At 59.1% G+C, this 22,363-nt stretch carries 24 protein-coding genes and 2 pseudogenes; 6 read left to right on the top strand and 20 right to left on the bottom strand.

Translation table 11 applies throughout. From position 1 onward, the window contains the following. Positions 1-197: 197 nt before the first annotated feature. The 8 genes from ACORQT_RS09365 to hinT form a co-directional block, all read right to left on the bottom strand. Entirely contained in the window at positions 198-734 is a 537-nt protein-coding gene (locus ACORQT_RS09365) for a glycine zipper 2TM domain-containing protein (protein WP_004928798.1), read from the bottom strand. A 356-nt stretch (positions 735-1,090) separates the two neighbouring features. Continuing rightward, positions 1,091-2,395 (bottom strand): NAD(P)/FAD-dependent oxidoreductase, encoded by a 1,305-nt coding sequence (locus tag ACORQT_RS09360; protein WP_072627812.1) that lies wholly within the window; start codon positions 2,393-2,395, stop codon positions 1,091-1,093. A 332-nt stretch (positions 2,396-2,727) separates the two neighbouring features. Continuing rightward, the gene (gene ycfP / locus ACORQT_RS09355) at positions 2,728-3,270 is read right to left on the bottom strand and encodes an alpha/beta hydrolase YcfP (RefSeq protein ID WP_042784218.1); all 543 of its coding nucleotides are present in this window, start codon (positions 3,268-3,270) and stop codon (positions 2,728-2,730) included. 79 nt (positions 3,271-3,349) lie between these two features. After that, the gene (gene nagZ, locus ACORQT_RS09350) at positions 3,350-4,369 is read right to left on the bottom strand and encodes a beta-N-acetylhexosaminidase (RefSeq protein WP_033650752.1); all 1,020 of its coding nucleotides are present in this window, start codon (positions 4,367-4,369) and stop codon (positions 3,350-3,352) included. A gap of 37 nt (positions 4,370-4,406) precedes the next feature. Beyond that, the gene (gene thiK / locus ACORQT_RS09345; RefSeq protein ID WP_089191544.1) at positions 4,407-5,273 is read right to left on the bottom strand and encodes a thiamine kinase; all 867 of its coding nucleotides are present in this window, start codon (positions 5,271-5,273) and stop codon (positions 4,407-4,409) included. Further along, positions 5,254-5,844: a penicillin-binding protein activator LpoB gene (lpoB, locus tag ACORQT_RS09340; RefSeq protein WP_044031470.1), complete on the bottom strand. Its 591-nt coding sequence runs from the start codon at positions 5,842-5,844 to the stop codon at positions 5,254-5,256. Before lpoB ends, thiK begins: the two co-directional genes overlap by 20 nt. A gap of 26 nt (positions 5,845-5,870) precedes the next feature. Continuing rightward, positions 5,871-6,260: a YcfL family protein gene (locus ACORQT_RS09335; RefSeq protein WP_025302428.1), complete on the bottom strand. Its 390-nt coding sequence runs from the start codon at positions 6,258-6,260 to the stop codon at positions 5,871-5,873. 11 nt (positions 6,261-6,271) lie between these two features. Further along, on the bottom strand, positions 6,272-6,622 hold the full coding sequence (hinT, locus tag ACORQT_RS09330; protein ID WP_004928776.1) for a purine nucleoside phosphoramidase: 351 nt from the start codon (positions 6,620-6,622) through the stop codon (positions 6,272-6,274). Positions 6,623-6,843: 221 nt separating this feature from the next. Between hinT and ACORQT_RS09325 the strand changes: the two genes are divergently transcribed. After that, entirely contained in the window at positions 6,844-7,749 is a 906-nt protein-coding gene (locus tag ACORQT_RS09325) for a transporter substrate-binding domain-containing protein (RefSeq protein WP_033642700.1), read from the top strand. On the opposite strand, the gene ACORQT_RS09320 is transcribed toward ACORQT_RS09325, so the two are convergent. Further along, on the bottom strand, positions 7,746-8,123 hold the full coding sequence (locus tag ACORQT_RS09320; RefSeq protein ID WP_080273385.1) for a winged helix-turn-helix transcriptional regulator: 378 nt from the start codon (positions 8,121-8,123) through the stop codon (positions 7,746-7,748). The two genes, ACORQT_RS09325 and ACORQT_RS09320, sit on opposite strands and share 4 nt — an antisense overlap. Before the next feature lie 99 nt (positions 8,124-8,222). Between ACORQT_RS09320 and ACORQT_RS09315 the strand changes: the two genes are divergently transcribed. Continuing rightward, complete coding sequence (locus ACORQT_RS09315; RefSeq protein ID WP_060659656.1) at positions 8,223-8,972, top strand: SDR family oxidoreductase; 750 nt, start codon at positions 8,223-8,225, stop codon at positions 8,970-8,972. Positions 8,973-9,021: 49 nt separating this feature from the next. On the opposite strand, the gene ACORQT_RS09310 is transcribed toward ACORQT_RS09315, so the two are convergent. Next, positions 9,022-9,540 carry a YybH family protein gene (locus ACORQT_RS09310; RefSeq protein ID WP_164057151.1) on the bottom strand — a complete coding sequence of 173 codons (519 nt, stop codon included), beginning with the start codon at positions 9,538-9,540 and terminating at the stop codon, positions 9,022-9,024. A 158-nt stretch (positions 9,541-9,698) separates the two neighbouring features. On the opposite strand from ACORQT_RS09310, the gene ACORQT_RS09305 reads away from it, so the two are divergent. Then, entirely contained in the window at positions 9,699-10,604 is a 906-nt protein-coding gene (locus ACORQT_RS09305; protein WP_164057152.1) for a LysR family transcriptional regulator, read from the top strand. 9 nt (positions 10,605-10,613) lie between these two features. Here the strand turns inward: ACORQT_RS09305 and ACORQT_RS09300 are convergent. Continuing rightward, positions 10,614-11,917: pseudogene (locus tag ACORQT_RS09300) on the bottom strand (Nramp family divalent metal transporter). 230 nt (positions 11,918-12,147) lie between these two features. Between ACORQT_RS09300 and mntR the strand changes: the two are divergent. Continuing rightward, a complete protein-coding gene (gene mntR / locus ACORQT_RS09295) occupies positions 12,148-12,618 on the top strand; it encodes a manganese-binding transcriptional regulator MntR (RefSeq protein ID WP_038875534.1) in 471 nt (156 codons plus the stop codon). A 14-nt stretch (positions 12,619-12,632) separates the two neighbouring features. Then, on the top strand, positions 12,633-12,998 hold the full coding sequence (locus ACORQT_RS09290) for a DUF4180 domain-containing protein (protein ID WP_042784209.1): 366 nt from the start codon (positions 12,633-12,635) through the stop codon (positions 12,996-12,998). 56 nt (positions 12,999-13,054) lie between these two features. Here the strand turns inward: ACORQT_RS09290 and ptsG are convergent, their stop codons facing one another. From ptsG to pabC, 6 genes and pseudogenes are all read right to left on the bottom strand, one after another. Beyond that, positions 13,055-14,488 (bottom strand): PTS glucose transporter subunit IIBC, encoded by a 1,434-nt coding sequence (ptsG, locus tag ACORQT_RS09285; protein ID WP_019455831.1) that lies wholly within the window; start codon positions 14,486-14,488, stop codon positions 13,055-13,057. A 342-nt stretch (positions 14,489-14,830) separates the two neighbouring features. Further along, the gene (locus ACORQT_RS09280) at positions 14,831-15,607 is read right to left on the bottom strand and encodes a metal-dependent hydrolase (protein ID WP_042784208.1); all 777 of its coding nucleotides are present in this window, start codon (positions 15,605-15,607) and stop codon (positions 14,831-14,833) included. 19 nt (positions 15,608-15,626) lie between these two features. After that, a pseudogene (gene holB, locus ACORQT_RS09275) lies at positions 15,627-16,635 on the bottom strand (DNA polymerase III subunit delta'). After that, complete coding sequence (tmk, locus tag ACORQT_RS09270; RefSeq protein WP_042784206.1) at positions 16,635-17,273, bottom strand: dTMP kinase; 639 nt, start codon at positions 17,271-17,273, stop codon at positions 16,635-16,637. The pseudogene holB and the gene tmk overlap by 1 nt, the downstream one beginning before the upstream one ends. Further along, a complete protein-coding gene (gene mltG, locus ACORQT_RS09265) occupies positions 17,263-18,288 on the bottom strand; it encodes an endolytic transglycosylase MltG (RefSeq protein ID WP_089196922.1) in 1,026 nt (341 codons plus the stop codon). The genes tmk and mltG overlap by 11 nt, the downstream gene beginning before the upstream one ends. A gap of 13 nt (positions 18,289-18,301) precedes the next feature. Continuing rightward, complete coding sequence (gene pabC / locus ACORQT_RS09260) at positions 18,302-19,099, bottom strand: aminodeoxychorismate lyase (RefSeq protein WP_033642686.1); 798 nt, start codon at positions 19,097-19,099, stop codon at positions 18,302-18,304. Positions 19,100-19,238: 139 nt separating this feature from the next. Here pabC and ACORQT_RS09255 point away from each other — a divergent pair, with 139 nt between their 5' ends. Next, positions 19,239-19,814, top strand: coding sequence for a hypothetical protein (locus tag ACORQT_RS09255; RefSeq protein ID WP_197801255.1), 576 nt, complete (start codon positions 19,239-19,241; stop codon positions 19,812-19,814). Between the two features lie 88 nt (positions 19,815-19,902). On the opposite strand, the gene fabF is transcribed toward ACORQT_RS09255, so the two are convergent. From fabF to fabG, 3 genes are all read right to left on the bottom strand, one after another. Further along, positions 19,903-21,144, bottom strand: coding sequence for a beta-ketoacyl-ACP synthase II (gene fabF / locus ACORQT_RS09250; RefSeq protein ID WP_033642685.1), 1,242 nt, complete (start codon positions 21,142-21,144; stop codon positions 19,903-19,905). An 82-nt stretch (positions 21,145-21,226) separates the two neighbouring features. After that, complete coding sequence (gene acpP, locus ACORQT_RS09245) at positions 21,227-21,463, bottom strand: acyl carrier protein (protein ID WP_004719003.1); 237 nt, start codon at positions 21,461-21,463, stop codon at positions 21,227-21,229. A 154-nt stretch (positions 21,464-21,617) separates the two neighbouring features. Then, entirely contained in the window at positions 21,618-22,352 is a 735-nt protein-coding gene (fabG, locus tag ACORQT_RS09240) for a 3-oxoacyl-ACP reductase FabG (protein WP_004928729.1), read from the bottom strand. Positions 22,353-22,363 lie beyond the last annotated feature (11 nt).

Raw genomic sequence — 22,363 nt, 5'->3', positions numbered from 1 at the left:
TAATCGCACAATAATATAACAAACGCGGGGGCTTTTTTGAAGTTTTGCCCAGTGATATCGCACGCAGACATTAGAACGATCGTCGAATTCGCGGGCAGACAAAAAGCAGAAACCCGCGTCAATGTTAACGCCGCTCGCTTAACCGAGTTAAACGATCAGAACTAACACTGCCCGCGGGTTTAATTCGAATGCGTCGATCAGGCTCTGTTCAGCACCAGCTGGCCGTTTTTGTCCAACGGGATTTGGGTGCCCGGATCGTGATCCATGCGGATCTTGCCCTGCTGATTGCCGATCTTGTAGGTCACGTCATAGCCCAGCATTTTCTGAGACTTGTCGTAGACCGTTTTGCAACGCTGCTGAACGCTGGTGGTGACATCGTTATTCTGCATCGCCCCTTGCACCTGGTTACCGGCGTAGCCGCCGCCCAGAGCGCCCACCACGGTCGCCACGTCGCGTCCGCGACCGCCGCCGAACTGGTGGCCGATCACGCCGCCCGCCACTGCGCCCAGCACAGAACCGGCGATGCGGTTTTCATCCTGCACCGGTGCACGGTGCGTGACGGTGACGTTGCGGCATTCCTGACGCGGCGTTTTGATGGTTTCTTTAATCGGCGTTGCGGCGAGCACCTGCGCATATTGCGGACCGGCAGAAAAGACGTCCAGGCTGGCTACCGCGGCAATCCCCAGAGCGGCAGCGATGCCAATCCCAACACCGGCTAACATTGACTTGTTCACAGGAAACCTCCTGAAAGTGTTACCACGCATTTTTTCCGGGTCTGTTACCGGCATGGCACCGCGCTTATTATTTTGCGCATGGGCGGCTTGCGGTATCCCGGTTTACGGCGTGCGCGACGCGCCGTCTGTAAACGAGGTAAAGTCTGCACAATGATTTGAGGGCTCGCAATAAGATAAGGGGACCAAAAATGCGGGAAAACGGCCGTTTTGCCGTTGTTTAGGAGGAATCTTAAGAATTTTACCCATGTCGGCGACAGCTTATGCTGAAGAATCAAGCAACCGCCGCCGTTAGCCTCGCGCCGCCATAAAAAAACCCGCGCGGGCGAACCGGCGCGGGTTGATCGACAACGGCGGGATCAGTGCATCTTCAGACGCGGGCGGATCACCCGGTTAATGCCGCCCACCAGCATCATCAGGCCGGTTTTGATGTAGCCGTGCAGCGCCACCTGGTGCATGCGGTACAGCGAGATGTAGACGAAACGCGCAATGCGCCCTTCCACCATCATCGAGCCGCGCATCAGGTTGCCCATCAGGCTGCCGACGGTGCTGAAGCGCGACAGCGACACCAGCGAACCGTGGTCTTTGTACACGTAAGGCTTCAGCGTCTGACCATTCATCAGCGCCAGAATATTGGTGGCGCAGCGTGAGGCCATCTGGTGCGCCGACTGGGCGCGCGGCGGCACGAAACCGCCGCCCTCTTTCGGGCAAGAGGCGCAGTCGCCGATGGCGAAGATGTTCGGATCGCGCGTGGTCTGCAGCGTCGGCTCCACCACCAACTGGTTGATGCGGTTGGTTTCCAGGCCGCCGATGTCCTTCATAAAGTCCGGCGCTTTGATGCCCGCCGCCCACACCATCAGATCGGCGTCGATGAACTCGCCGCCCTTGGTATTCAGGCCTTTGGCGTCCGCGCTGGTCACCATGGTGTTGGTCAGCACGCGCACGCCCAGCTTGATCAGCTCCTGGTGCGCCGCAGCGGAAATGCGCGGCGGCAGCGCCGGCAGAATGCGCTCGCCGGCTTCGACCAGCGTCACGTTGAGCGCGCTGTTGTCCAGGCCTTCAAAACCGTAGCTGTGCAGCTGTTTCACCGCGTTGTGCAGTTCGGCGGACAGTTCAACGCCGGTGGCGCCGCCGCCGACGATGGCGATGTTGACCCGCTCTTTTTGCCCCGGCTGCGCCGAGAACTTCAGGAACAGGTTAAGCATTTCGTTGTGGAAACGACGTGCCTGATGCGGGTTATCCAGGAAGATGCAGTGCTCTTTCACGCCCGGCGTACCGAAATCGTTTGAGGTGCTGCCCAGCGCCATCACCAGGATGTCGTACGGCAGTTCACGCGCCGGCACCAGCTCGCCGCCCTGCTCGTCGCAGATCTGCGCCAGCTGCAGCGTTTGCATCTCGCGGTTGATGTTGGTCAACGACCCCAGTTGGAAGCTGAAATGGTGGTTGCGCGCGTGCGCCAGGTAGCTGAGCGCATCCACGCCGTCATCGAGGGAGCCGGTCGCCACTTCGTGCAACAGCGGTTTCCACAAATGGCTGTGGTTGCGATCCACCAGCGTGATCTCGGCTTTGTTCTTACGGCCAAGTTTATGGCCCAGGCTGGTCGCCAGCTCCAGACCACCGGCGCCGCCGCCGACAATAACGATTTTCTTCTTTGGCGTTGTCAAAATAACCCCCTAAATGTGAACCATTTGTTATCCCAGGGTAAATAAATAATATCCTTAGAATACATAGGGTTCGCGTAAAATAAATCGGCTCTCTGCAGCCAGAATAGCATGCGAGGTTATTTGGTCATACCAAAATTGACGTACATCAATTTTTTTTGGTTAAAGGCTGGACGAGGGCATTTTTTGGGGATTGCGATTCAAATAGTTAGCGCTGAGTCACAGTTTTAAATTTTGCCGATTGCCACGCAAAATCTGGCTTTGGCGCACAAAAAAGCCGCACTTTCCGTCGGTGAAAAACGGGGAGCGCGGCTCGCGGCAGCGTTATGAAACTGTTAACCCAGCGCCTTGAACGCCTTGAGCCGCTGCAGATGCGGCGAGATGTTTTTGAACTTGTGCGTCTGCTGTTCATCCCACACGATCTCGTAGTAGTGATGCAGCAATTCGGCGCTGCGCGGGTTATCCAGCACCTCGTCGTGGCGCGACAGCACCACCAGACAGCGATCGCGGTTTTTCTCGCGGAAATCCTCCACGCACTTGGTGGCGATATCGCGATACTCTTCCGGCCGGTCTATCTTGCCGTGCATGTGCTCTTCCGGGTACAGGTTGGGATTGAACATCGCCTGGCGAATGCCGCACAGGAAGCCGATGCGCTCCGCCCAGAAGCCGCCGAGGCCGACCCCGCAGATCAACGGGTGCGCATCGCCGCCCTGCTGCACCGCCTTGTCCACCTCTTTCAACAGATGCTGCATGTCGTGACGCGGGTGTAGCGTGCTGTAGCTGATAAAGCGCACATCCGGATCGATAAACTGCAGCTGTAACACCTTTTCATGATTGCCGGGGCTGGTGGAATCGAAGCCGTGCAAATAGATAATCATGTGGATCCTCGCAACAAGCCAAGGGCCGCGGGCGCGGCCCTCATCATTTCCGCTCTGCGCCGCGATGCGGCGCCTGGATTCACCCTTGCGAACGCTGCTTGTGCTCCTCCCAGCGTTCGCTCAGCGCGCTGAGCGCCTTGTGCGCCTGCTGCCAGCGCTCGGAGTCGCGCAGTTCCTGACGGGTGAACTGACCGCGATGATATAACCGCTTCACCTTCTCTGCTTTGACCGGGGACAGGTTATCCAACACGCTGACCGCGCCTTCGCGGTGGTTGCACACCAGGATCATGTCGCAACCGGCATCCAGCGCCGCCTGGCCGCGTTCGGCATAGCTGCCCATGATGGCGGCGCCTTCCATCGACAGATCGTCGGAGAAAATCACGCCGTCGAAGCCCAGCTCCTGACGCAGGATCTGCTGCAGCCAGTACGGCGAGCCGCTGGCCGGACGCGGGTCCGCTTCAGTATAGATGACGTGAGCCGGCATGACGGCGTCCAGCAGCTGACGATTGATCAGCTCGCGGAAGATCGCCATGTCATGCTCGCGGATCTGCGCCAGCGGCCGCGGATCGCGCGGGGTTTCCTTGTGCGAATCGGCGCTGACGGCGCCGTGCCCCGGGAAGTGCTTACCGGTGGTTTTCATGCCGGCGCTGTGCATGCCGAGGATAAAGCGCTCCGCCATCGCCAACGCCTGCTGCGGATCGCTGTGGAACGAACGCTCGCCGATCGCCGCGCTGGCATGGCCGATGTCCAGCACCGGCGCAAAGCTAATGTCGATATCCTGCGCGATCATCTCCGCCGCCATCAGCCAGCCGGCCTCCTGCGCCAGGCGGCCACCTTCTTGCGCATCGTTCAAGGCGGCGAACGATTGCGCCGCCGGCAAGCGGGTGAAGCCTTCGCGGAAGCGCTGCACGCGCCCGCCCTCCTGATCCACGGCCACCACCAGCCGATCGTGCGAAGCGGCGCGGATCTGGCGCACCAGCTCACGCAGCTGCTCCGCATCGTGGAAATTGCGGGTAAACAGGATCAATCCGCCAACCAGCGGGTGTTTCAGAATCTCGCGTTCTTCTGCATCCAGCTCGTAGCCGGCGACATCTAACATTACTGGGCCCACGGGCACCTCACTTCATATTGTTCGTTCAGAATTCGGATGATGATAAACAGAATTGCCGGCGCAGCGCCGCGCCCCAGCGCAAAAATTCAACGTCGCCGCTCTGCTGCCAGCGCACTTCAAACCACAGCAGCATCAGATAATCCACCCACGGCAGCCAGCGCTGCACCTGCGCCTGCAGCCGGGCGACGTCGTGATAGCCCTGACGCGCGTAGTGCTGCAAAAAGCGCTGCTGCGGCTCAGCCGCCCAGCCGTTGCCGCGAAACAGCGCGGCGATATCCAACGCCACATCGCCGTCGGCGGCATACTCCCAGTCGATCAGCCGCAGCCCCTCGCCGGTCGCGAGCAAATTGCCCGGGTGGATGTCCATGTGCAGCGGCGCCAAGCGTAATGGCCGCGGCGGCGCGCAGCGTAAGAAATGACGCTGCCAACGCAGCCAGGCGGGGGTTAAGCGCCGCGTATCCAGCTGCTGCCAGTAGCGGAGGAACTGCCGCCGCAGATCCAGCCGGTAACCGCTGAGCGGCCGCCGGTGCAGCGTCGTCGCCATCGCCGCCAGCTCGCCGCGTTGATTCAGCATGTCAAACTCAGCTTCTGTGACGATGTCACCTTCGAGCCATTCGAGGACAAGCCACTGATTATTCTGCGCGAAAACCCGTGGTCCCAGCCCCGACGCGCAGCGACGCAAGACCTGCGCTTCCCGCCGTCTGCTCACGCCCAGCGCGCGTTTCTCCGCGCTGTTTTGCCGCGCCAGCAGCATAATGCCCGATCCGTCGATGCGCCAGCTCTCGCCGGTCAGCCCCTGCACCGGGCTGAAATGACAACCGGCGGTATTCACCGCCGGCAGTCTGGTTTCCATCAATTGTCGCAGCGCGGCCTCAGCGTTTAACGGCGCCATTGCCCGACCAGACGATCTCGCCGGTTTGCACCAGCATCAGCTGCATATCCAACGCCGGCGACTTCACGTCGCCGCTGACGTCGCTGTACAACACGTACTGCGCGCCGACGATGCGCGCCAGGCCAATCGCCTTGCTGCGCGAGCCGAAGCTGTCATCCGCCGACAGGCCCAGCGTTTGTCTGGCGCTCGTCAGCTTCGCTTCCGGCACCACGCTGAAGGTGGAGTTCGACGCCAGCGCCTTATACAGCGCCGCGGTGGCTTTGCCCATCTGCAGCGAGCCGTTGGTGTTGTTCTTGACGCTGTCCAGCAGCAGCACGCTGCCGGCCGTGACGCCATCGGCCTTCAGCATCTGATTCACCAGCGGCTGAACGCTGCCCAGCCAGTCAAGCTGCTGGATTTTCGGCGGCTGCGGCACCGGCTCGGTGGTTGGTGGCTGCGGCTGCTCGACCGGCGGCGTTGGCTGTTCCGGTTCGGCGGTGACCGGCGGCAACGGCTGATCCGGCTCAGGCGGGCGCGACAGACAGCCGCTCAGGGTGAATGCGGCCAGCGCCACTAAGACGTACTTTTTCATGCTTTTTCTCCAAACCTGGCAAGCGCTTACAGGTACAGATACAGACGCGCGCTTTTAGCTTCCAGATTACCGTTAATCGAGTAGATTTTGGCGTCCGAGTTAGGCGCCACGACGATCTCACGCGGTTTCTCGAAGGGGCGAATATCCAGCCCCTGCGCGTCGTACCAATAGAAACGATAATGCACGGTGACCGGCGTCGGTTGGCTGTTATTGAGCACCGAAGTCGCCATCACCCGCCCGGAAGCGTTCGAGACAGAGGGCGTATCGGCAAAAATGCCGGCGGTCAGCACCGAAGGATCCATCACCACCGTTTGCCCCCGGTTAACCGCGATGCCGGATGGCGAACTGCACCCCATCAGCAACGCGGCGGGCAGCGCCAACGCCATCAGACAACGCAGAGTTTTTTTACCGCGCATGATTTCCTCGCTTAACGTGACAGCAGCGGCCCCAGCGAGCGGCCACCGACCAGGTGCATATGAATATGATAGACCTCCTGACCGGCGTGGCGGTTGCAGTTGACGATCAGGCGGTAGCCGTCCTCGGCGATGCCTTCCTGTTCGGCGATTTTCGCCGCGGCGGTGATCATGCGGCCCAATGCGGCCTCATGCTCCACGGTCACGTCGTTGACGGTTGGGATCAGCACGTTGGGAACGATCAGCACATGGGTAGGCGCCTGGGGGGAGATGTCACGGAAAGCGGTGACCAGTTCATCCTGGTAAACCACATCAGCAGGGATTTCGCGGCGGATAATTTTACTGAAAATCGTTTCTTCGGCCATCTGGCGTTCCTTGTTTTACACAATTAGCTGTACGCAGTATGAGTGACAAATTCTACTGCTTTCAACCTGATTGCGCACTTTCCACGTCGAGTGCTGCAGATTCGCGCAGGCCGTCGCCCCGCTTGTGCATCTTTTCACTTTGGTTATTCACTATTGTTGCTTTACTTGCCCCGCGCCGCCGCCAATAGTAACCCCATGATTAACAAAGGATAGAGGGCACTATGCCACTGAAGATTGCGGCGCTGTGCGCGCTGTTGCTGAGCGCTGCCGTGCAGGCGGCCACGACGGGCGGTATCGATCTGCAGGCTAACCGAGAGCCGATACACACAGAGAAAAATCCCGCCGCTATCGCGCTGATCCCGGCGAACTTTCACTTCGCGGTGCCCGGCAAGCTGACGGTGGCGGTAGCATTCGAGAACTCCCCGCCGCTGGCGCTGTTCGCCGAAGACAATAAAACGCTGATCGGCAGCGATCCGGACATCGCCCGCCTGGTGGCCGACAGCCTCGGGCTGGAGCTGAATCTGGTGCCCACCTCCTGGGAAGATTGGCCGCTGGGCATCAGCGCGGGCAAATACGATGCGGCGATCTTCAACATCGCCGTCACCAAACAGCGTAAAACCAAATTCGATTTCGCCACCTACCGGGTGGACACGCTGGGCTTTTACGTCAAATCCACCAGCCACATCACCGCGATCAACCGCCCGCAGGATGTGGCCGGGCTGCGGATCATCGTCGGATCCGGCACCAATCAGGAAAACATTCTGCTGGGATGGGATAAGCAGAATCGCGCCGCCGGGCTGCCGCCGGTACAGCCGATCTACGTGACCGACGACGCCGCCACCAACCTCAGCATTCAGTCCGGGCGCGCCGATGCGTTCTTCGGCCCCCACTCCACCGGCGCCTACAAGGCGGCGCTGACCGGCAAAACCAAAATGGTCGGCATCGGCCCCAACGTGGCCTACGTCGCGGTCACCACCAAAAAAGGCAACGGATTGGTGAACGCCGTCAACGCCGCGATCAATGGCGCGATCGTCAGCGGCGAATACGCGCAGGTGCTGGAACGCTGGGGCGAAGGCGACGAAAAGGTCGAGCGTTCAACCATCAACCCGCCGGGCATCGGCGACTAACCGCCGATCAGCTGCGGGGCATGCCGACGCATCCACTCGGCCAGCGAGTCCAGCGTCGGCCGCAGCGATTTGCCCAGCGCGGTGACCTGATACTCCACTCGCGGCGGCACTTCGGGATACACCTGCCGCGTCACCAGACCGCGTTGTTCGAACAGCCGCAGCTGGCGCGTCAGCTCTTTTTGCGCGATGGGCGCCACCGCCCGCTGCAGCTCGCTGAATCGCACCGGGCCATCGATTATGATCAGCCGGTACAGGATGGGTATCGCCCATTTGCCCGACACCAGATTGACGAAGTCCACCATCGGGCAGGGTTCGCCCGCCGTCGGCAGCGCCGACAAATTATTTTCCGCCGTTAAGGGCGCTTGCGTCGTCATTTCATCCCTCCTCGTCCTTTAGTATCCAAAAGGTGCCTACTATGCAAAAGGAACTATAGCGCAAATAATGCCGCAACAGACGCTAAAGAGGAATCGGTTATGTCACGACTGCAAGGCAAATACGCATTGATTACCGGCGGCACCAGCGGCATCGGGCTGGAAACCGCCCGCCAGTTCATCGCCGAGGGCGCAACGGTGGCGATCACCGGCCGCAGCCAACGCGCCCTGGACGCGGCGGGCCAGGCATTGGCGGGCAACGCGCTGCTGCTGCTGAGCGACGCCGGCGACATCCCACAGCAGCGCGCGCTGGCGCAGCAGTTGGAGCAACGGTGGCCGCGGCTGGACGTGCTGTACGTTAACGCCGGCGACGTCACGCATCGCCCGCTGCAGGAATGGGATGAGCAGAGCTACCAGCGGCTGATGGACATCAACCTGAAGGGGCCGTTCTTTCTGATCCAGGCGCTGCTGCCGCTGCTGGCCAACCCTTCTTCGGTGATCCTGTGCGGTTCGGTCAGCGCCCATATCGGCCTGCCGCAGAGCAGCGCCTACGCCGCCAGTAAAGCCGGTTTGTTGTCTTTGGCCAGAACGCTCTCCGGCGAGCTGCACGCGCGCGGCATTCGCGTCAACGGCCTCAGCCCCGGCCCGACCGAAACCCCGGCGCTGGGTAAGCTGGGGCTGGCGGAAGCGGATGAGCGGGCCTTGCGCGACGATATCCGCGCGCTGGTGCCGATCGGCCGCATGGGCAGCGCGTTGGAGCTGGCCAAAGCGGCGGTGTTTCTGGCGGCGGATGAGTCGGCCTTTATGGTCGGCGCGGAGCTGCAGATGGACGGCGGCGTGGGAAATCTTTAGCCGTCGCGCGACACAATAAGGCCGCTTGCGCGGCCTTTGTCAGTGTCACTCAACTCACCCCTTGAATCGGGTTGGTATTAAAGGTGTAGACCACGATCTTCCACTGGCCCTGCTGTTTCTCCAATACAAATACTTCACGGTTTAAATCGATCAAGGTGGCTCCGTCGCTTATTCGGGTTACCGTCGCGCCGCGATGATGGTGCGTGCGCACATAGGCCATATTCCCGTTCACACTGATGCTGTCATAAGCAAACTCGGTTTCAAATTTCTCGTTTTTAAATAAATTGTCATATTGTTGTCGGCGTTTTTCATTGCTGTCCGCCGTCGGTTTTTCGTTCCATTGCGAGTAACTTTCCGGGGCAAAAAGTGACAAAATTGTTTGCGTATCGCCGGCGTTAAGCGCTGCCTGGTAGCGGCTTATCAGGTTATACACCGCCTTCTGCTCGGCCGCGACGCTCGCCTCAGCGGAAACCCTGTAACTTTGCGATGCGGCCTCGCTGCTTGCGGCATAACTTTGGCCGTACAAGCCCACGCCCACCAATAACAATACGGCAGTTAATTTTTTCATATAAATATCCTCTCAGGCGTTATTTCATAATGGCAATACAGGATGCGATTTCAGATAAATAAAAACGCTGGAAATAAATTATCCAATACCGCGTTAAATTGACAGCCGACATATTTAAAAATACTCTTTTAATAATTTAAATAATGGAAGCCGTTAACATGAATGAACTGCACGCGCTGCGCGTATTCTGCCAGGTGGTGGAAATGGAGGGGTTCAGCCAGGCGGCAACCAAAATGGGGCTCTCTCCGGCCAGCGTCACATACAGCATCAATCAGCTTGAAAAACAGTTCGGGCAACGCCTGTTCAAGCGTTCAACCCGGCGCTTCTCGCTGACCAGCGCCGGGGAGCGTTGCTATCGCACCGCGCAAGAAATTTTGCAGCAGTTTGACCGGCTGAAAAACGACATGTCGTGCGATTTTGAACAACCACGAGGACCGCTGCGGGTCGAGATAGCCTCGATGCTCAGCAGCATGCATATCGCCCCGGCGCTCCCGGCTTTTTTGGCGCAATACCCAGAGTTGCAGCTCAGCGTGTCGGTCAGCGATCGCTTGGTCAATCCGGCGGAAGATCGCGCCGACGTGTTTATTCGCATCGGCGCCGGCAACATCCCCGAGATGGTCAGCCGCCCATTGCTGCAACCCCGTTATCTGTGCTGTGCGTCTCCCGATTATTTTGCGCGCCACGGCCGGCCGGAACACCCGGAGCAGTTGCAACGCCATCAGCGGCTGGGATTTATCCGTTCAGGCGCGGCGGCGGCGGACGACTGGCAGTTCATTCGTGGTGACGAGCGCTACCGTCTGGCGCCCAGCCCGCTGTTGAGCTTCAACCATTCACAATCGCTGTGTGAGGTGGCCAGGAACCATCTCGGCCTGGTTTACTTGCTGGACTGCACGCTGGAAAACTATCTGAAGACGGGCGAACTGGAACCGATACTGCAGGAGTGGGCGCCCCTTGGGGCGCCAATCAATATTCTCTATCCGCGCCTGCGGGATCGCAGCCATAAAATTCGGGTTTTCGTCGACTTCATCAGCGAACTGTTCGCCGGTAAATCCGCCGGGCACTGATCGCGCAGCTCATCCCAACCCGGGGATATCGACGCCAAAAGTCTGCAGCAGCAACACCACGTTGAGCAGCACAATCACCACCGTGCCGACCACCGCCGCCAGGCTGGTCCAGCGACCGTTGGCGAACTCGCCCATGATGTCGCGGCGACGGGTGAACATTACCAGCGCAATCATCGGCGCCGGCAGCGCCAAGCTCAGCACCACCTGGCTGTAGACCAGCGCGTCGGTGGCGTTGACGCCCATCGCCACCACGATGAACGCCGGCACCATGGTGACCAGACGGCGCACCCACACCGGGATACGGAAACCGACGAAGCCCTGCATGATCATTTGTCCGGCCATGGTGCCCACCACCGAGCTGGAAATGCCGGAGGCGATCAGCGAAGCCAGGAAGATGCCGGCCGCCGCCGCGCCGAACAGCGGCGTCAGCGTATGGTAGGCGGTGCCAATTTCGGCCACGTCGCTGTTACCGGCGTGGAAGGCGCTCGAGGCCATGATCACCATCGCAATATTCACCAACCCGGCGAGCGCCAGCGCGATCACCACCTCAATATTGGAGAAACGCAGCAGCTTGCGCCGTTCGCCGTTATCGCTGGCCGGGCTGCGGTGCTGGGTCAGCCCCGAATGCAGGAAAATGGCGTGCGGCATCACGGTGGCGCCGATAATGCCGACGGCGATGGTCAACGCCTGCGCGTCCGGCAGCTGCGGCGTCACCATGCCGATCCCGGCCGCCTGCCAATCCACCGGTACGATGAACATCTCGACCAGGTAACACAGCGCGATGATCCCCACCAGGCCGCCGATCATCAGCTCGACCGGGCGGAAACCTTTTTTTCCACCATCAACAGTGCATAGGTGATCACCGCCGTCACTCCCATCCCCGCCAACAGCGGCATATGGAACAGCAGCGCCAGCGCGATCGCCCCGCCGAGAAACTCTGCCAGATCGGTGGCCATCGCCGCCACTTCGCTAAGCAGCCACATGCCGATCACTACCGGCCGTGAAAACTGGTCGCGGCACATCTCCGCCAGATTGCGGTTGGTGACGATGCCCAGCTTGGCCGACAGCGCCTGGAACAGCATGGCGATCAGGTTGGCCATCACCACCACCCACAGCAGGCTGTAGCCGTATTTCGCCCCGGCCTGAATGTTGGTGGCGAAGTTGCCGGGATCCATATAGGCAATAGAGGCAATCACCGCAGGGCCGGCGAACAGCAACGGCGTAAAGGCGCCGCGCTTGCGTCCGGCAAGAGCGGCGCCAATCGCGATGTTGGTCCGTTCGGTTAACGATGGAGTGGTTGCCGCATCACGCATGAAGTACCCTCAATCTTTTACTGGTTATTTTTCCACCTATCATGCTGACAATGTAGCATCGGCTACACTTTATGCAACAGGCGAAATTCATTGGCTTTGTGTAGAGATATTTCTAACTACCACAATGCGTGGCATCGAATTGATAATGTGTGCTATTTGGACTAACTTAGGGCAACCCTCCCCGTATTGCCGGGAGATGCCATTTTTATGCTTACAGGACGCCCCACGCTATGGTTACCCGCGCGCCAGATAACGCCGACCGCCACGCCCAGACCGACATGCCGGACGAGGCCGAGCACGCCCTGCGTTTTAGCCGCGCCCGCGAAGCGCAGTCCAATGCGCTGATCGAAGATTACGTTGAGCTGATCGCCGATTTGCTGCAAAGCACCCGCGAAGCCAGAACCACCGACATCGCGCGCCGCTTCGGCGTGTCTCACCCGACGGCGATCAAAAATATCGCGCGGCTGAAAAGCGCTGGGCTGGTGGAATCGCGCCCTTATCGCGGGGTGTTTTTAACGGAAGAAGGCGAGCAGCTGGCGCAGAAGGTGCGCCGCCGTCACCGCATCGTGGTCGATCTGCTGATGTGCGTCGGGGTGCCGAGCGAAACCGCCGAGCTGGACAGCGAAGGGATTGAACACCATATCTCGGACGAAACGCTGGCGGTGTTCGAGCATTACCTGCAAAAACATGCCAAACCCTGACTCCCGGAGCACCGATGAGCTACGCCGTGCAGCAAATCCATGATCTGCGCCTGGTGGTTTTCGCCGAAGCCGGGCCGATGTTGAAAGACGAAAACGACGTCAGCCTGTTTATCGCGCCCGCCTTTGAACACGATGCCGGGATGATTGCCCTCCCCGTCAACCGCCTGGACGCCACCTTTTTCCAGCTCAGAAGCGGCATTGCCGGCGCCGTATTGCAGAAATTTATCAACTACCGCCTGCGCGTGGCGCTGCTAGGCGATATCCCCCCCTGGCTGGCGAAAAGCAACGCGCTGCAAGATTTCGTGCGCGAAGCCAACCGCGGCGAACAGGTCTGGTTCCTTCCTTCTCTCGCCGAACTCGAACAGCGCCTTAGCGCCTGACGACAGGCAATAAAAAAGGGAGGCTTTCGCCTCCCTTGATAACTCCCCTGCCTGAATCAGTGATTACGGATGTATTCGTCCATATCGGTTTTCAGGTTGTCGGACTTGGTGCCGAAGATGGCCTGCACGCCGGAGCCAGCGACGACTACGCCGGCTGCGCCCAGTTTCTTCAGGCCCGCCTGGTCAACTTTGGACACGTCGGCCACGCTGACGCGCAGACGGGTGATGCAAGCATCCAGGTTAGTGATGTTTTCTTTGCCGCCGAAGGCCTGAACCAGCGCGGCGGACATTTCGGAACCGCCCTGCGCAGTCTGCTCGGCAGCGGTGTCTTCACGGCCCGGCGTTTTCAGATCCAGCTTGGCGATCAGCACGCGGAAGATGGTGTAGTACACCAGACCGTAGATGATGCCGACGATTGGGAACAGCCAGATTTTGCTGCTGTTGCCGCTCAGTACGATAAAGTCGATCAGGCCGTGCGAGAAGCTGGTGCCGTCACGCATGCCCAACAGGATGCAGATTGGGAACGCCAGGCCGGCCAGGATAGCGTGGATCACGTACAGGATCGGCGCAACGAACATGAAGGAGAATTCGATCGGCTCGGTGATACCGGTCAGGAACGAGGTCAGCGCGGCGGAGATCATGATGCCGCCGACTTTCGCGCGGTTTTCCGGCTTAGCCGAGTGCCAGATGGCGATGGCCGCAGCAGGCAGACCGTACATTTTGAACAGGAAGCCGCCGGACAGTTTGCCCGCGGTCGGGTCGCCCGCCATATAGCGAGGGATATCACCGTGGAATACCTGGCCCGCCGCGTTGGTGAACTCACCAATTTGCATTTGGAACGGGACGTTCCAGATGTGGTGCAGACCGAACGGCACCAGTGCACGCTCAACCACGCCGTAGATGCCGAAGGCCACGACCGGGTTCTGATAAGCCGCCCACTGCGAGAAGGTCTGGATAGCCGTACCGATCGGCGGCCAGATGAAGGACAGCACTACGCCCAGAACGATCGCCGCCAGACCGGAAATGATCGGCACGAAACGCTTACCGGCAAAGAAGCCCAGGTATTCCGGCAGTTGAATGCGGAAGAAGCGGTTAAACATATAGGCCGCGATGGCTCCGGAGATAATCCCCCCGAGCACACCGGTATCCGCCAGGTGTTTGGCCGCAATTTCTTCAGCCGGCAAGTGCAGCACCAGCGGCGCAACCACCGCCATGGTTTTCACCATGATGCCGTAAGCCACCACCGCCGCCAGCGCGGAAACGCCGTCGTTGTTAGTAAAGCCCAAGGCGACGCCGATGGCGAAAATCAGCGGCATGTTGGCGAAGACCGAACCGCCCGCTTCCGCCATCACGTGGGAGACTACCGCAGGTAGCCAGCTAAAGTTGGCGGAACCGACGCCCAGCAGGATACCTGCGATAGGCAACACGGACACCGGCAGCATTAGCGATTTACCTACTTTTTGCAGGTTTGCAAATGCGTTCTTGAACATAGTTGAGTGTGCTCCTGAGTAATAATGCTTTGCTACTTCTTGTCGCGATTGGTCGCGCTGCAAGGGGGGAGAAAAACCCCTGCAATTCAGGGTGTCTGAGCACCCCTTGAATTTATTACGCAGAGTAAAATAAATAGTCTGCGCAATGTTTGATGACAATCACGTTTCGATGATCGAGCCGCGGCAACTTTGCATAAACCGGCGTTTTTTTGGCAAAACAGAGCAAAAAACGCGCACCAATCACCCTGAAACGGGAGCGAACCTTACCCGTTTCAGTGATTAATTACGAGCTTAAAAAAAATTACGCAGACAATGACCTACCGCTATAGCCTAGGCCAAAGATCACAGTTCGAGGTGAAATAAGCGTGAAAAGTTGGCGGTGGTCGCTTCGGCCAGCTGTTCCAGGCTGACGCCCTTCAATACCGCCATGTATTCAGCCACATCACGCACATAGGCGGGTTGGTTTTCTTTGCCGCGATGCGGCACCGGCGCCAGATAAGGCGAGTCGGTTTCCACCAGCATGCGATCCAGCGGCACGTAACGTGCCACTTCGCGCAGCTGTTCGGCATTACGGAAGGTGACGATGCCGGAGAAGGAGATGTAGAAACCCAGATCCAGCAAGGCTTCGGCCGTGGCCAGATCTTCGGTGAAGCAGTGCAGCACGCCGCCGCAGTCTTGCGCGTTCTCTTCACGCAGGATCGCCAGCGTGTCCGCGCGCGCCTCGCGGGTGTGGACGATCACCGGCTTGTTCAGATCACGGCCAATGCGGATATGTTCGCGGAAAGAGTCCTGCTGCAGCTCAAGGTTGTCTTTCTGGTAGAAGTAATCGAGCCCGGTCTCTCCCAGCGCCACCACCTGCTCCGCCGCCGCCAGGCGACGCAGCTCGGCGTAATCATAGCCCTCTTCCAGATTAAGCGGATGCACCCCGCAGGAGAAAGCCACATCGTTGCGCTCGCCGATCAGTTCGGTCATGGAACGGTAACCCGGCAACGTGGTGGCGACCGCCAGCACATAGCCGACGTCGCGCGCCTTGGCCTTGGCCAGCGCGTCGTCTACATTCTGGTGCAGCGTTTGGTAATCCAGGCCGTCAAGGTGGCAATGAGAATCGACTAACAACATAATTTTTAACTCTTTTACTTTACAGCGAATGAGGTTGGGAATAGCCGGCGGCGCCAAGCATCTGTTCCCAGCGAAGTAACTGTTCGGTCAGCAGCAGCTCGCGGTTGACGCCCACTACGCTGAGCAGCTGGTGACGGCAGTTCAGCCACTGCTGCACAATCTGTTGCAGCAGAAGCGCTGCTCAGCAGGCTGGCCAGCTGATGCACCAGCGGCTGCTGATCCTGATTCAATACATAGTGATGCGCGCCCTGTTGCCACTTCATTGCGTCCACCAATAACGCGCACAGCCAATGCAGGCGTTCGGCGACGTCTTCATGGTTTAGCACCGGCAACAGCGACAGCATATCGCGTTGCGGCAGCGCGGCGCTCAATGCGGCGCACAGGGCGCCGCGCTGTTGCCACTGCTGCGGTTGCAACAGCTGTTCGGCGGCCAGGGGCGCGCCGTCGTGCAGGCGCAGCGCCGTGACTCGGTCTGTCTGAGAGCCCGCCGCCTGCCGGCCCAACCACTGCAGGCTGAGCTGCTCATCCGGGCTGGCCAAATGCCAGTACAGGCAGCGGCTGCGCAGCGTTGCCATCAGCCGCGATGGCTCACGGCAACCCAACAGAAAATAGGTTTTCTCCGGCGGCTCTTCCAGCGTTTTCAACAGCGCGTTGGCCGCCGCCTCGGTCAGCTGTTCCGCCTGCGGCAGCCAAATCACCTTGGCGCCGCCCTGTTGCGCGTGGGCGTACAGCGTTTCAATCACCTGGCGGATGGGTTCGATGCCCAGGCTGCTCTTGCCCTTTTCCGGCGCCAGCACGTGATAATCCGGGTGATTGCCCGCCAGCATCAACCGGCAGCTGTGGCACTCGCCGCAGCTTTTTTCGCCGTTGCGCTGTTGGCAGATCAACCAACGGCTCAGGCCGTAGGCCAACGCATCGTCACCATTGCCCGCCGCCGCATGCAGCAGCAGCGCATGATGGCCACGGCCGTCGGCGTACTGCCCAATCAGCTGGCGATAAGGGCCATTCAGCCACGGATACCAGTTCATTATGCGCCTTCCTGCTGCCGCAGCCAGTGGCTGACGCAGTCGCGGATCGCCGCAGTCACCTGCTCCAGCGGCTGGGCGGCGTCGACGGTGACGATCGTTTCGTCCTGCGCCGCCAGTTCGAGATAGCGAGCGCGGGTGCGTTCGAAGAACGGCAGCGCCTCCTGCTCGATGCGATCCAGCTGACCGCGCGCCTGCGCGCGTTGCAGGCCGACCAGCGGAGGCAGATCGAGATAGACCGTCAGATCCGGGCGAAAATCCCCCAGCACGGTGTCGCGCAGCGAGGTCATCAGCTGCGGATCCACGCCACGGCCGCCGCCCTGATAGGCTTGTGAAGAGAGATCGTGGCGATCGCCCACCACCCAGGAGCCACGCGCCAGGGCGGGTTTGATCACGGTTTCCACCAACTGCACGCGCGCAGCGTACAGCATCAAGACTTCGGCCTTGATGGTCGGCAATTCGCCGTCGATGCCGCGCTTGAACAGGTCGCGCAGCTTCTCCGCCAACGGCGTGCCGCCGGGTTCACGGGTGAAGACGATGTCGTTGATGCCATGTTCACGCAGCACATTGACTACCGTGTCGCGCGCAGTGGTTTTGCCCGCGCCTTCCAGCCCTTCGATTACAACGAATTTACTTTTCATTCTTTTCCTTTAACGCCTGGCGGTACACGCGCACCGCCTGGTTATGGCTCGCCAGATTGGTGGTGAAGGTATGCCCACCCTTGCCGTCGGCGACAAAATAGAGATAAGGCGTTTTAGCCGGATTGGCAGCCGCCTGCAACGAGGCCTCGCCCGGCATGGCGATCGGCGTTGGCGGCAGGCCGGCGATCACATAGGTGTTGTAAGGCGTCGGCGTCTCCAGATCCTTGCGCGTGATGTTGCCATTATAGCTCTCGCCCATGCCGTAGATCACCGTCGGATCGGTCTGCAGACGCATGCCGAGACGCAAACGGTTGACGAACACCGACGCCACCTTGCTGCGCTCTTCCGGCACGGCGGTCTCTTTCTCGACGATCGATGCCATGGTCAGCAGCTCTTCCGGCGTTTTGTACGGCAGACTGGTGTCGCGGCCGTCCCAGGCGGCCTGCAGCGCTTTGTTCATGCGGACGTGGGCACGTTTGAGCAGCGCGATGTCGCTCATGCCGGCGGTATACTGGTAGGTATCCGGGTACAGCCGCCCTTCCGGGGTTTCTCCTGCAGCAATGCCGAGCGCGGCGGCGATCTCCGCGTCACTTTTGCCCGCCAGGGTGTGTTTCAGGTATTTGGACTGCTGGAGCACCTGCTGCCAGTCACGCAGGCGTGAGCCTTCGATAAAGCGCGCGGTGAACTGCGCCTCTTTACCGCTGGCCAACAGTTTCAGCATCTGGCGCACCGTCATGCCCGGCGTGAACCGGTAGGTTCCGGCCTTGAACTCCGCCAGCTCCGGTTCCAGTTTCAGCAGCCACTGGAACCAGCGGCCGCTGCGCACCAGTTTATCGCGTACCAGTAACCCTTCCAGCGCCACCCGGCCGGTGCCGGCAGGCAGTTTGAAGATAGTCTCTTGCTGGATAGCCAGCGGCGTATCGGCAAAGCGTTCGATCTTCTGGTAGCCCCAAAACAGCAGCGCCAATGCCAGAACAACAATAACAGACAGGACCTTCAGCTTTCTTTTCTTCATCAATCAGCCATGGTTAACAGTGTGGACGCAAAAAATCATACAGCTGGCGCGAATGATAACGCCATGATTGAGCAACGTTTACCGGCAGCAGCGGCATCAGCGCGTTGCTCACCAGGACTTCGTCGGCATCGGCCAGCGTCTCCAGCGGCTCGCTGACGCAGTGCAGACGGTATTCCGATCCCGCCAGCAGTGCGATCACCCGTCGCCGCATCAGGCCCGCGACGCCCGCCTGGCTCAGGTCAGGGGTAAACACCGCTTTTCCCTTACGCCAGAACAAATTAGCCGCACAGCATTCCACCAGCATACCGGCAGTGTCAAGCACCAGCGCCTCGTCGGCGGCCGTCTGGTCAAGATGCGCGCGGATCAGCACCTGCTCCAGGCGGTTCAAATGCTTCAACCCCGCCAGCAGCGGATTGCGCGCCAGCGCCACCGGGCTGAGCGCAAGCGTGATGCCCTGCTCGCGCCACTGCAAATAGTGCGCAGGGTAGCTGCTGCGGGCGACGATGCGCGTCGGGTTTTCGCACCCCGTCGGGCTGTAGCCTCGTCCACCGCTGCCGCGCGTCAGTATCGCTTTGACCACGCCGAGCGAAATTGATTCTGCCGCCTGCGCCATCTCGCGCTCGAAAGCCGGCCAATCGGTGGCGGGCAGCATCAGCCGTTGGGCCGCCTGCTGCAGCCGCTCCAGATGCCAGGGCAGCAGCTCGATTTTACCGTCGATAACCCGGGCGGTAGTAAAGCAGCCGTCGCCGAACTGCAGGCCACGATCGCTCGGCGCCAGCGCATCGTGGCGTTGTCCGTTAATCCAGTACATGCTTCCTCCTGTTGCCGGGTGATTTCATTACGCTCGCAGAATAGCAGGCGGCCGTTAATGCAAAAGCGCTCAATATGACCACTTATCATCCAGCTCGGCTGGTGTTATGGTAGCTCATTGGAAAAATTAGGCTATCCGCATGAAATACAAAAAAATATTATCAATAATTATAATTTTATTTACCATTCTGATAACTGCCGGGCTGCTGACCATAAAGCCGCTGCGCGTTGCCTTCCCCTCATTGCTGCCGGGAATAACATGCCCAACAGCAACCCTCTGCACGGATGATGTCGCAAAATTAGTAGATGCTCAAAAGCTTTATCTAACCGGCTATGCGCACGCCAGTAACGCCGTCGGACCATTTATCGGCAGCCCTCGAGTCGTGTTCTGCAGCGCAGCAGCCTGCGCCGAGATGTTCGGCATGGGAAAACGGGCCGCCGCTGCGATTGGTGATCTCGGTCTGATTGTTGCACCACGCGGTTGGACAGCGTTCTACTTAACGCATGAAATGATCCACTATCGGCAGGCAGAATCCTTCGGTAATCTCGCCATGTTGACCAAGCCCTCATGGCTGATTGAGGGGATGGCTTATTCCATGAGCGGCGATCCGCGCTCACTGGGCGCCCCCTTCGAAGAATGGCGTACTCAATTCGACATGTGGCAGGCTACACTTGGCAATCAATCCATCTTGCAAGCGGCGAAAAATATTAAATAACCCCCTGCAGATGCCCCTCTCCGTCAAATTGCGCGCGCAAAAAAGCCCGGTTAAAAACCGGGCTTTCATCAGCGAACAACCACGCGAGTTACACTCGGCGGAAGATCAGCGAGCCGTTGGTGCCGCCAAAGCCGAAGGAGTTACACAAGGTGTACTCCATATCGCTGACCTGGCGCGCTTCGTGAGGCACGAAGTCCAGATCGCAACCTTCATCCGGGTTATCCAGGTTGATGGTCGGCGGTACCGCCTGATCGCGCAGCGCCAGCACGGTGAAGATAGACTCGATCGCGCCCGCCGCACCCAACAGGTGGCCGGTCATCGATTTGGTCGAGCTCACCAGCACGCGCTGGGCATCAGCGCCGAAGACGGATTTCACCGCCTGCGCTTCCGCCTGGTCACCCGCCGGCGTAGAGGTGCCGTGCGCATTGATGTAGCCGATTTGTGACGGGGTCACACCGGCGTCAAGCAGGGCATTTTCCATCGCCAGCGCAGCGCCTGCGCCGTTTTCCGGCGGCGACGTCATGTGATAAGCATCGCTGCTCATCCCAAAGCCCACCACTTCGGCGTAGATTTTCGCGCCGCGTTTTTTCGCGTGCTCGTACTCTTCCAGCACCATCATGCCGGCGCCGTCGCCCAGCACGAAGCCGTCGCGGTCTTTATCCCACGGACGGCTCGCCGCCTGCGGGTTGTCATTACGGGTGGACAGGGCGCGAGCTGCGCCAAAGCCGCCGACGCCCAATGGGGTGCTGGCTTTCTCTGCCCCACCGGCCAGCATCACGTCAGCATCATTGTAAGCAATGATACGCGCGGCATGGCCGATGTTGTGCACACCTGAAGTACAGGCGGTGGCGATGGAGATGCTTGGGCCACGCATGCCGTACATGATTGTCAGGTGGCCTGCAATCATATTCACGATGGTGGAAGGCACGAAGAACGGACTGATTTTCCGTGGGCCACCGTTAACCAGTGAACTGTGGTTTTCTTCAATCAAACCCAGGCCGCCGATGCCGGAACCGATCGCGGCTCCAATGCGGCTGGCGTTAGCCTCGGTGATGTCCAGACCTGCATCCTGCATGGCTTGCATGCCCGCAGCGATACCGTACTGGATAAAGGCGTCCATCTTGCGCGCATCTTTGCGAGAGATGAAATCCTCAGAATTAAAATTCTTTACCAGGCCAGCAAACTTGGTCGCATAGGCAGTGGTATCGAAATGGTCGATCAGGCTGATGCCACTCTGACCGGCAAGAAGAGCGTTCCACGTGGACTCTACCGTATTGCCGACAGGAGACAACATGCCCAGTCCGGTCACAACTACTCGACGCTTAGACACGTTTGTCCTCCAGGGAGGGAAAAATATGACACTAGGGATAGAAAAAACTTAGGCGGTCGAACGACCGCCTAGATATGTTCTCTTACTGCTGGCTAGCGTTGATGAAATCAATAGCTGCCTGAACAGTAGTGATCTTCTCAGCTTCTTCGTCTGGAATCTCGGTGTCGAATTCTTCTTCCAGTGCCATTACCAGCTCAACGGTGTCAAGAGAATCAGCGCCCAGATCTTCAACGAAAGAAGCGTTGTTCAAAACTTCTTCCTGTTTAACACCCAGTTGCTCAACAATGATTTTCTTAACGCGTTCTTCGATAGTGCTCATACTCTTAAATTTCCTATCAAAACTCGCTTTCGCGATGGTTTTCGTAGTGTATAAAATGCTGAAAAAGATGCAACTAAATCCCGGCTGGTCAAACCACGATTTTACGCTATTTTGCGGTTTTTGCCTCAAATAACGCAAATGGTTTTCACATTTTTTAAATCATGTACATGCCGCCATTGACATGTAACGTTTCACCGGTGATATAGCCGGCCTCATCAGAGGCCAAAAATGCAACAGCGCTGGCGATTTCTTTAGCATCGCCCAGCCGGTTGGCTGGAACTGATGACAAAATGCCTGCGCGTTGATCATCTGTCAACGCCCGTGTCATGTCCGTCTCAATAAAGCCAGGTGCCACGACGTTGACCGTAATGCCACGAGAAGCAACTTCACGTGCCAAAGATTTGCTAAAACCAATCAGACCGGCTTTAGCCGCCGCGTAGTTCGCCTGCCCTGCGTTCCCCATGGTGCCGACAACGGAACCGATGGTGATGATACGGCCAAACCGCTTTTTCATCATAGCGCGCATTACCGCTTTTGACAGGCGGAATACGGAAGTCAGGTTAGTGTCGAGGATATCCTCCCACTCATCATCCTTCATACGCATCAGCAGGTTATCACGCGTAATGCCGGCATTATTCACTAAAATGTCGATTTCGCCAAATTCGGCGCGAATCGATGCCAGCACGCTGTCGATAGATTGCGCATCAACAACGTTCAACATAAACCCTTTGCCGTTTGCGCCCAGGTAGCCGCTGATCGCTTCAGCGCCGCTCTCGCTGGTCGCGGTGCCGATCACTTTGGCGCCGCGGGCCACAAACGTTTCTGCAATAGCTCGGCCAATACCGCGGCTCGCGCCGGTGACCAGAACGATTTTACCTTCGAAGCTCATCATTTTCCTCT

The sequence above is a fragment of the Serratia sp. (in: enterobacteria) genome (genome assembly GCF_052400455.1).
Taxonomy (GTDB): domain Bacteria; phylum Pseudomonadota; class Gammaproteobacteria; order Enterobacterales; family Enterobacteriaceae; genus Serratia; species Serratia ureilytica.
The sequence above is the reverse complement of the archived record's forward strand: the minus strand, read 5'-3'. Positions and strand labels throughout refer to the sequence as shown.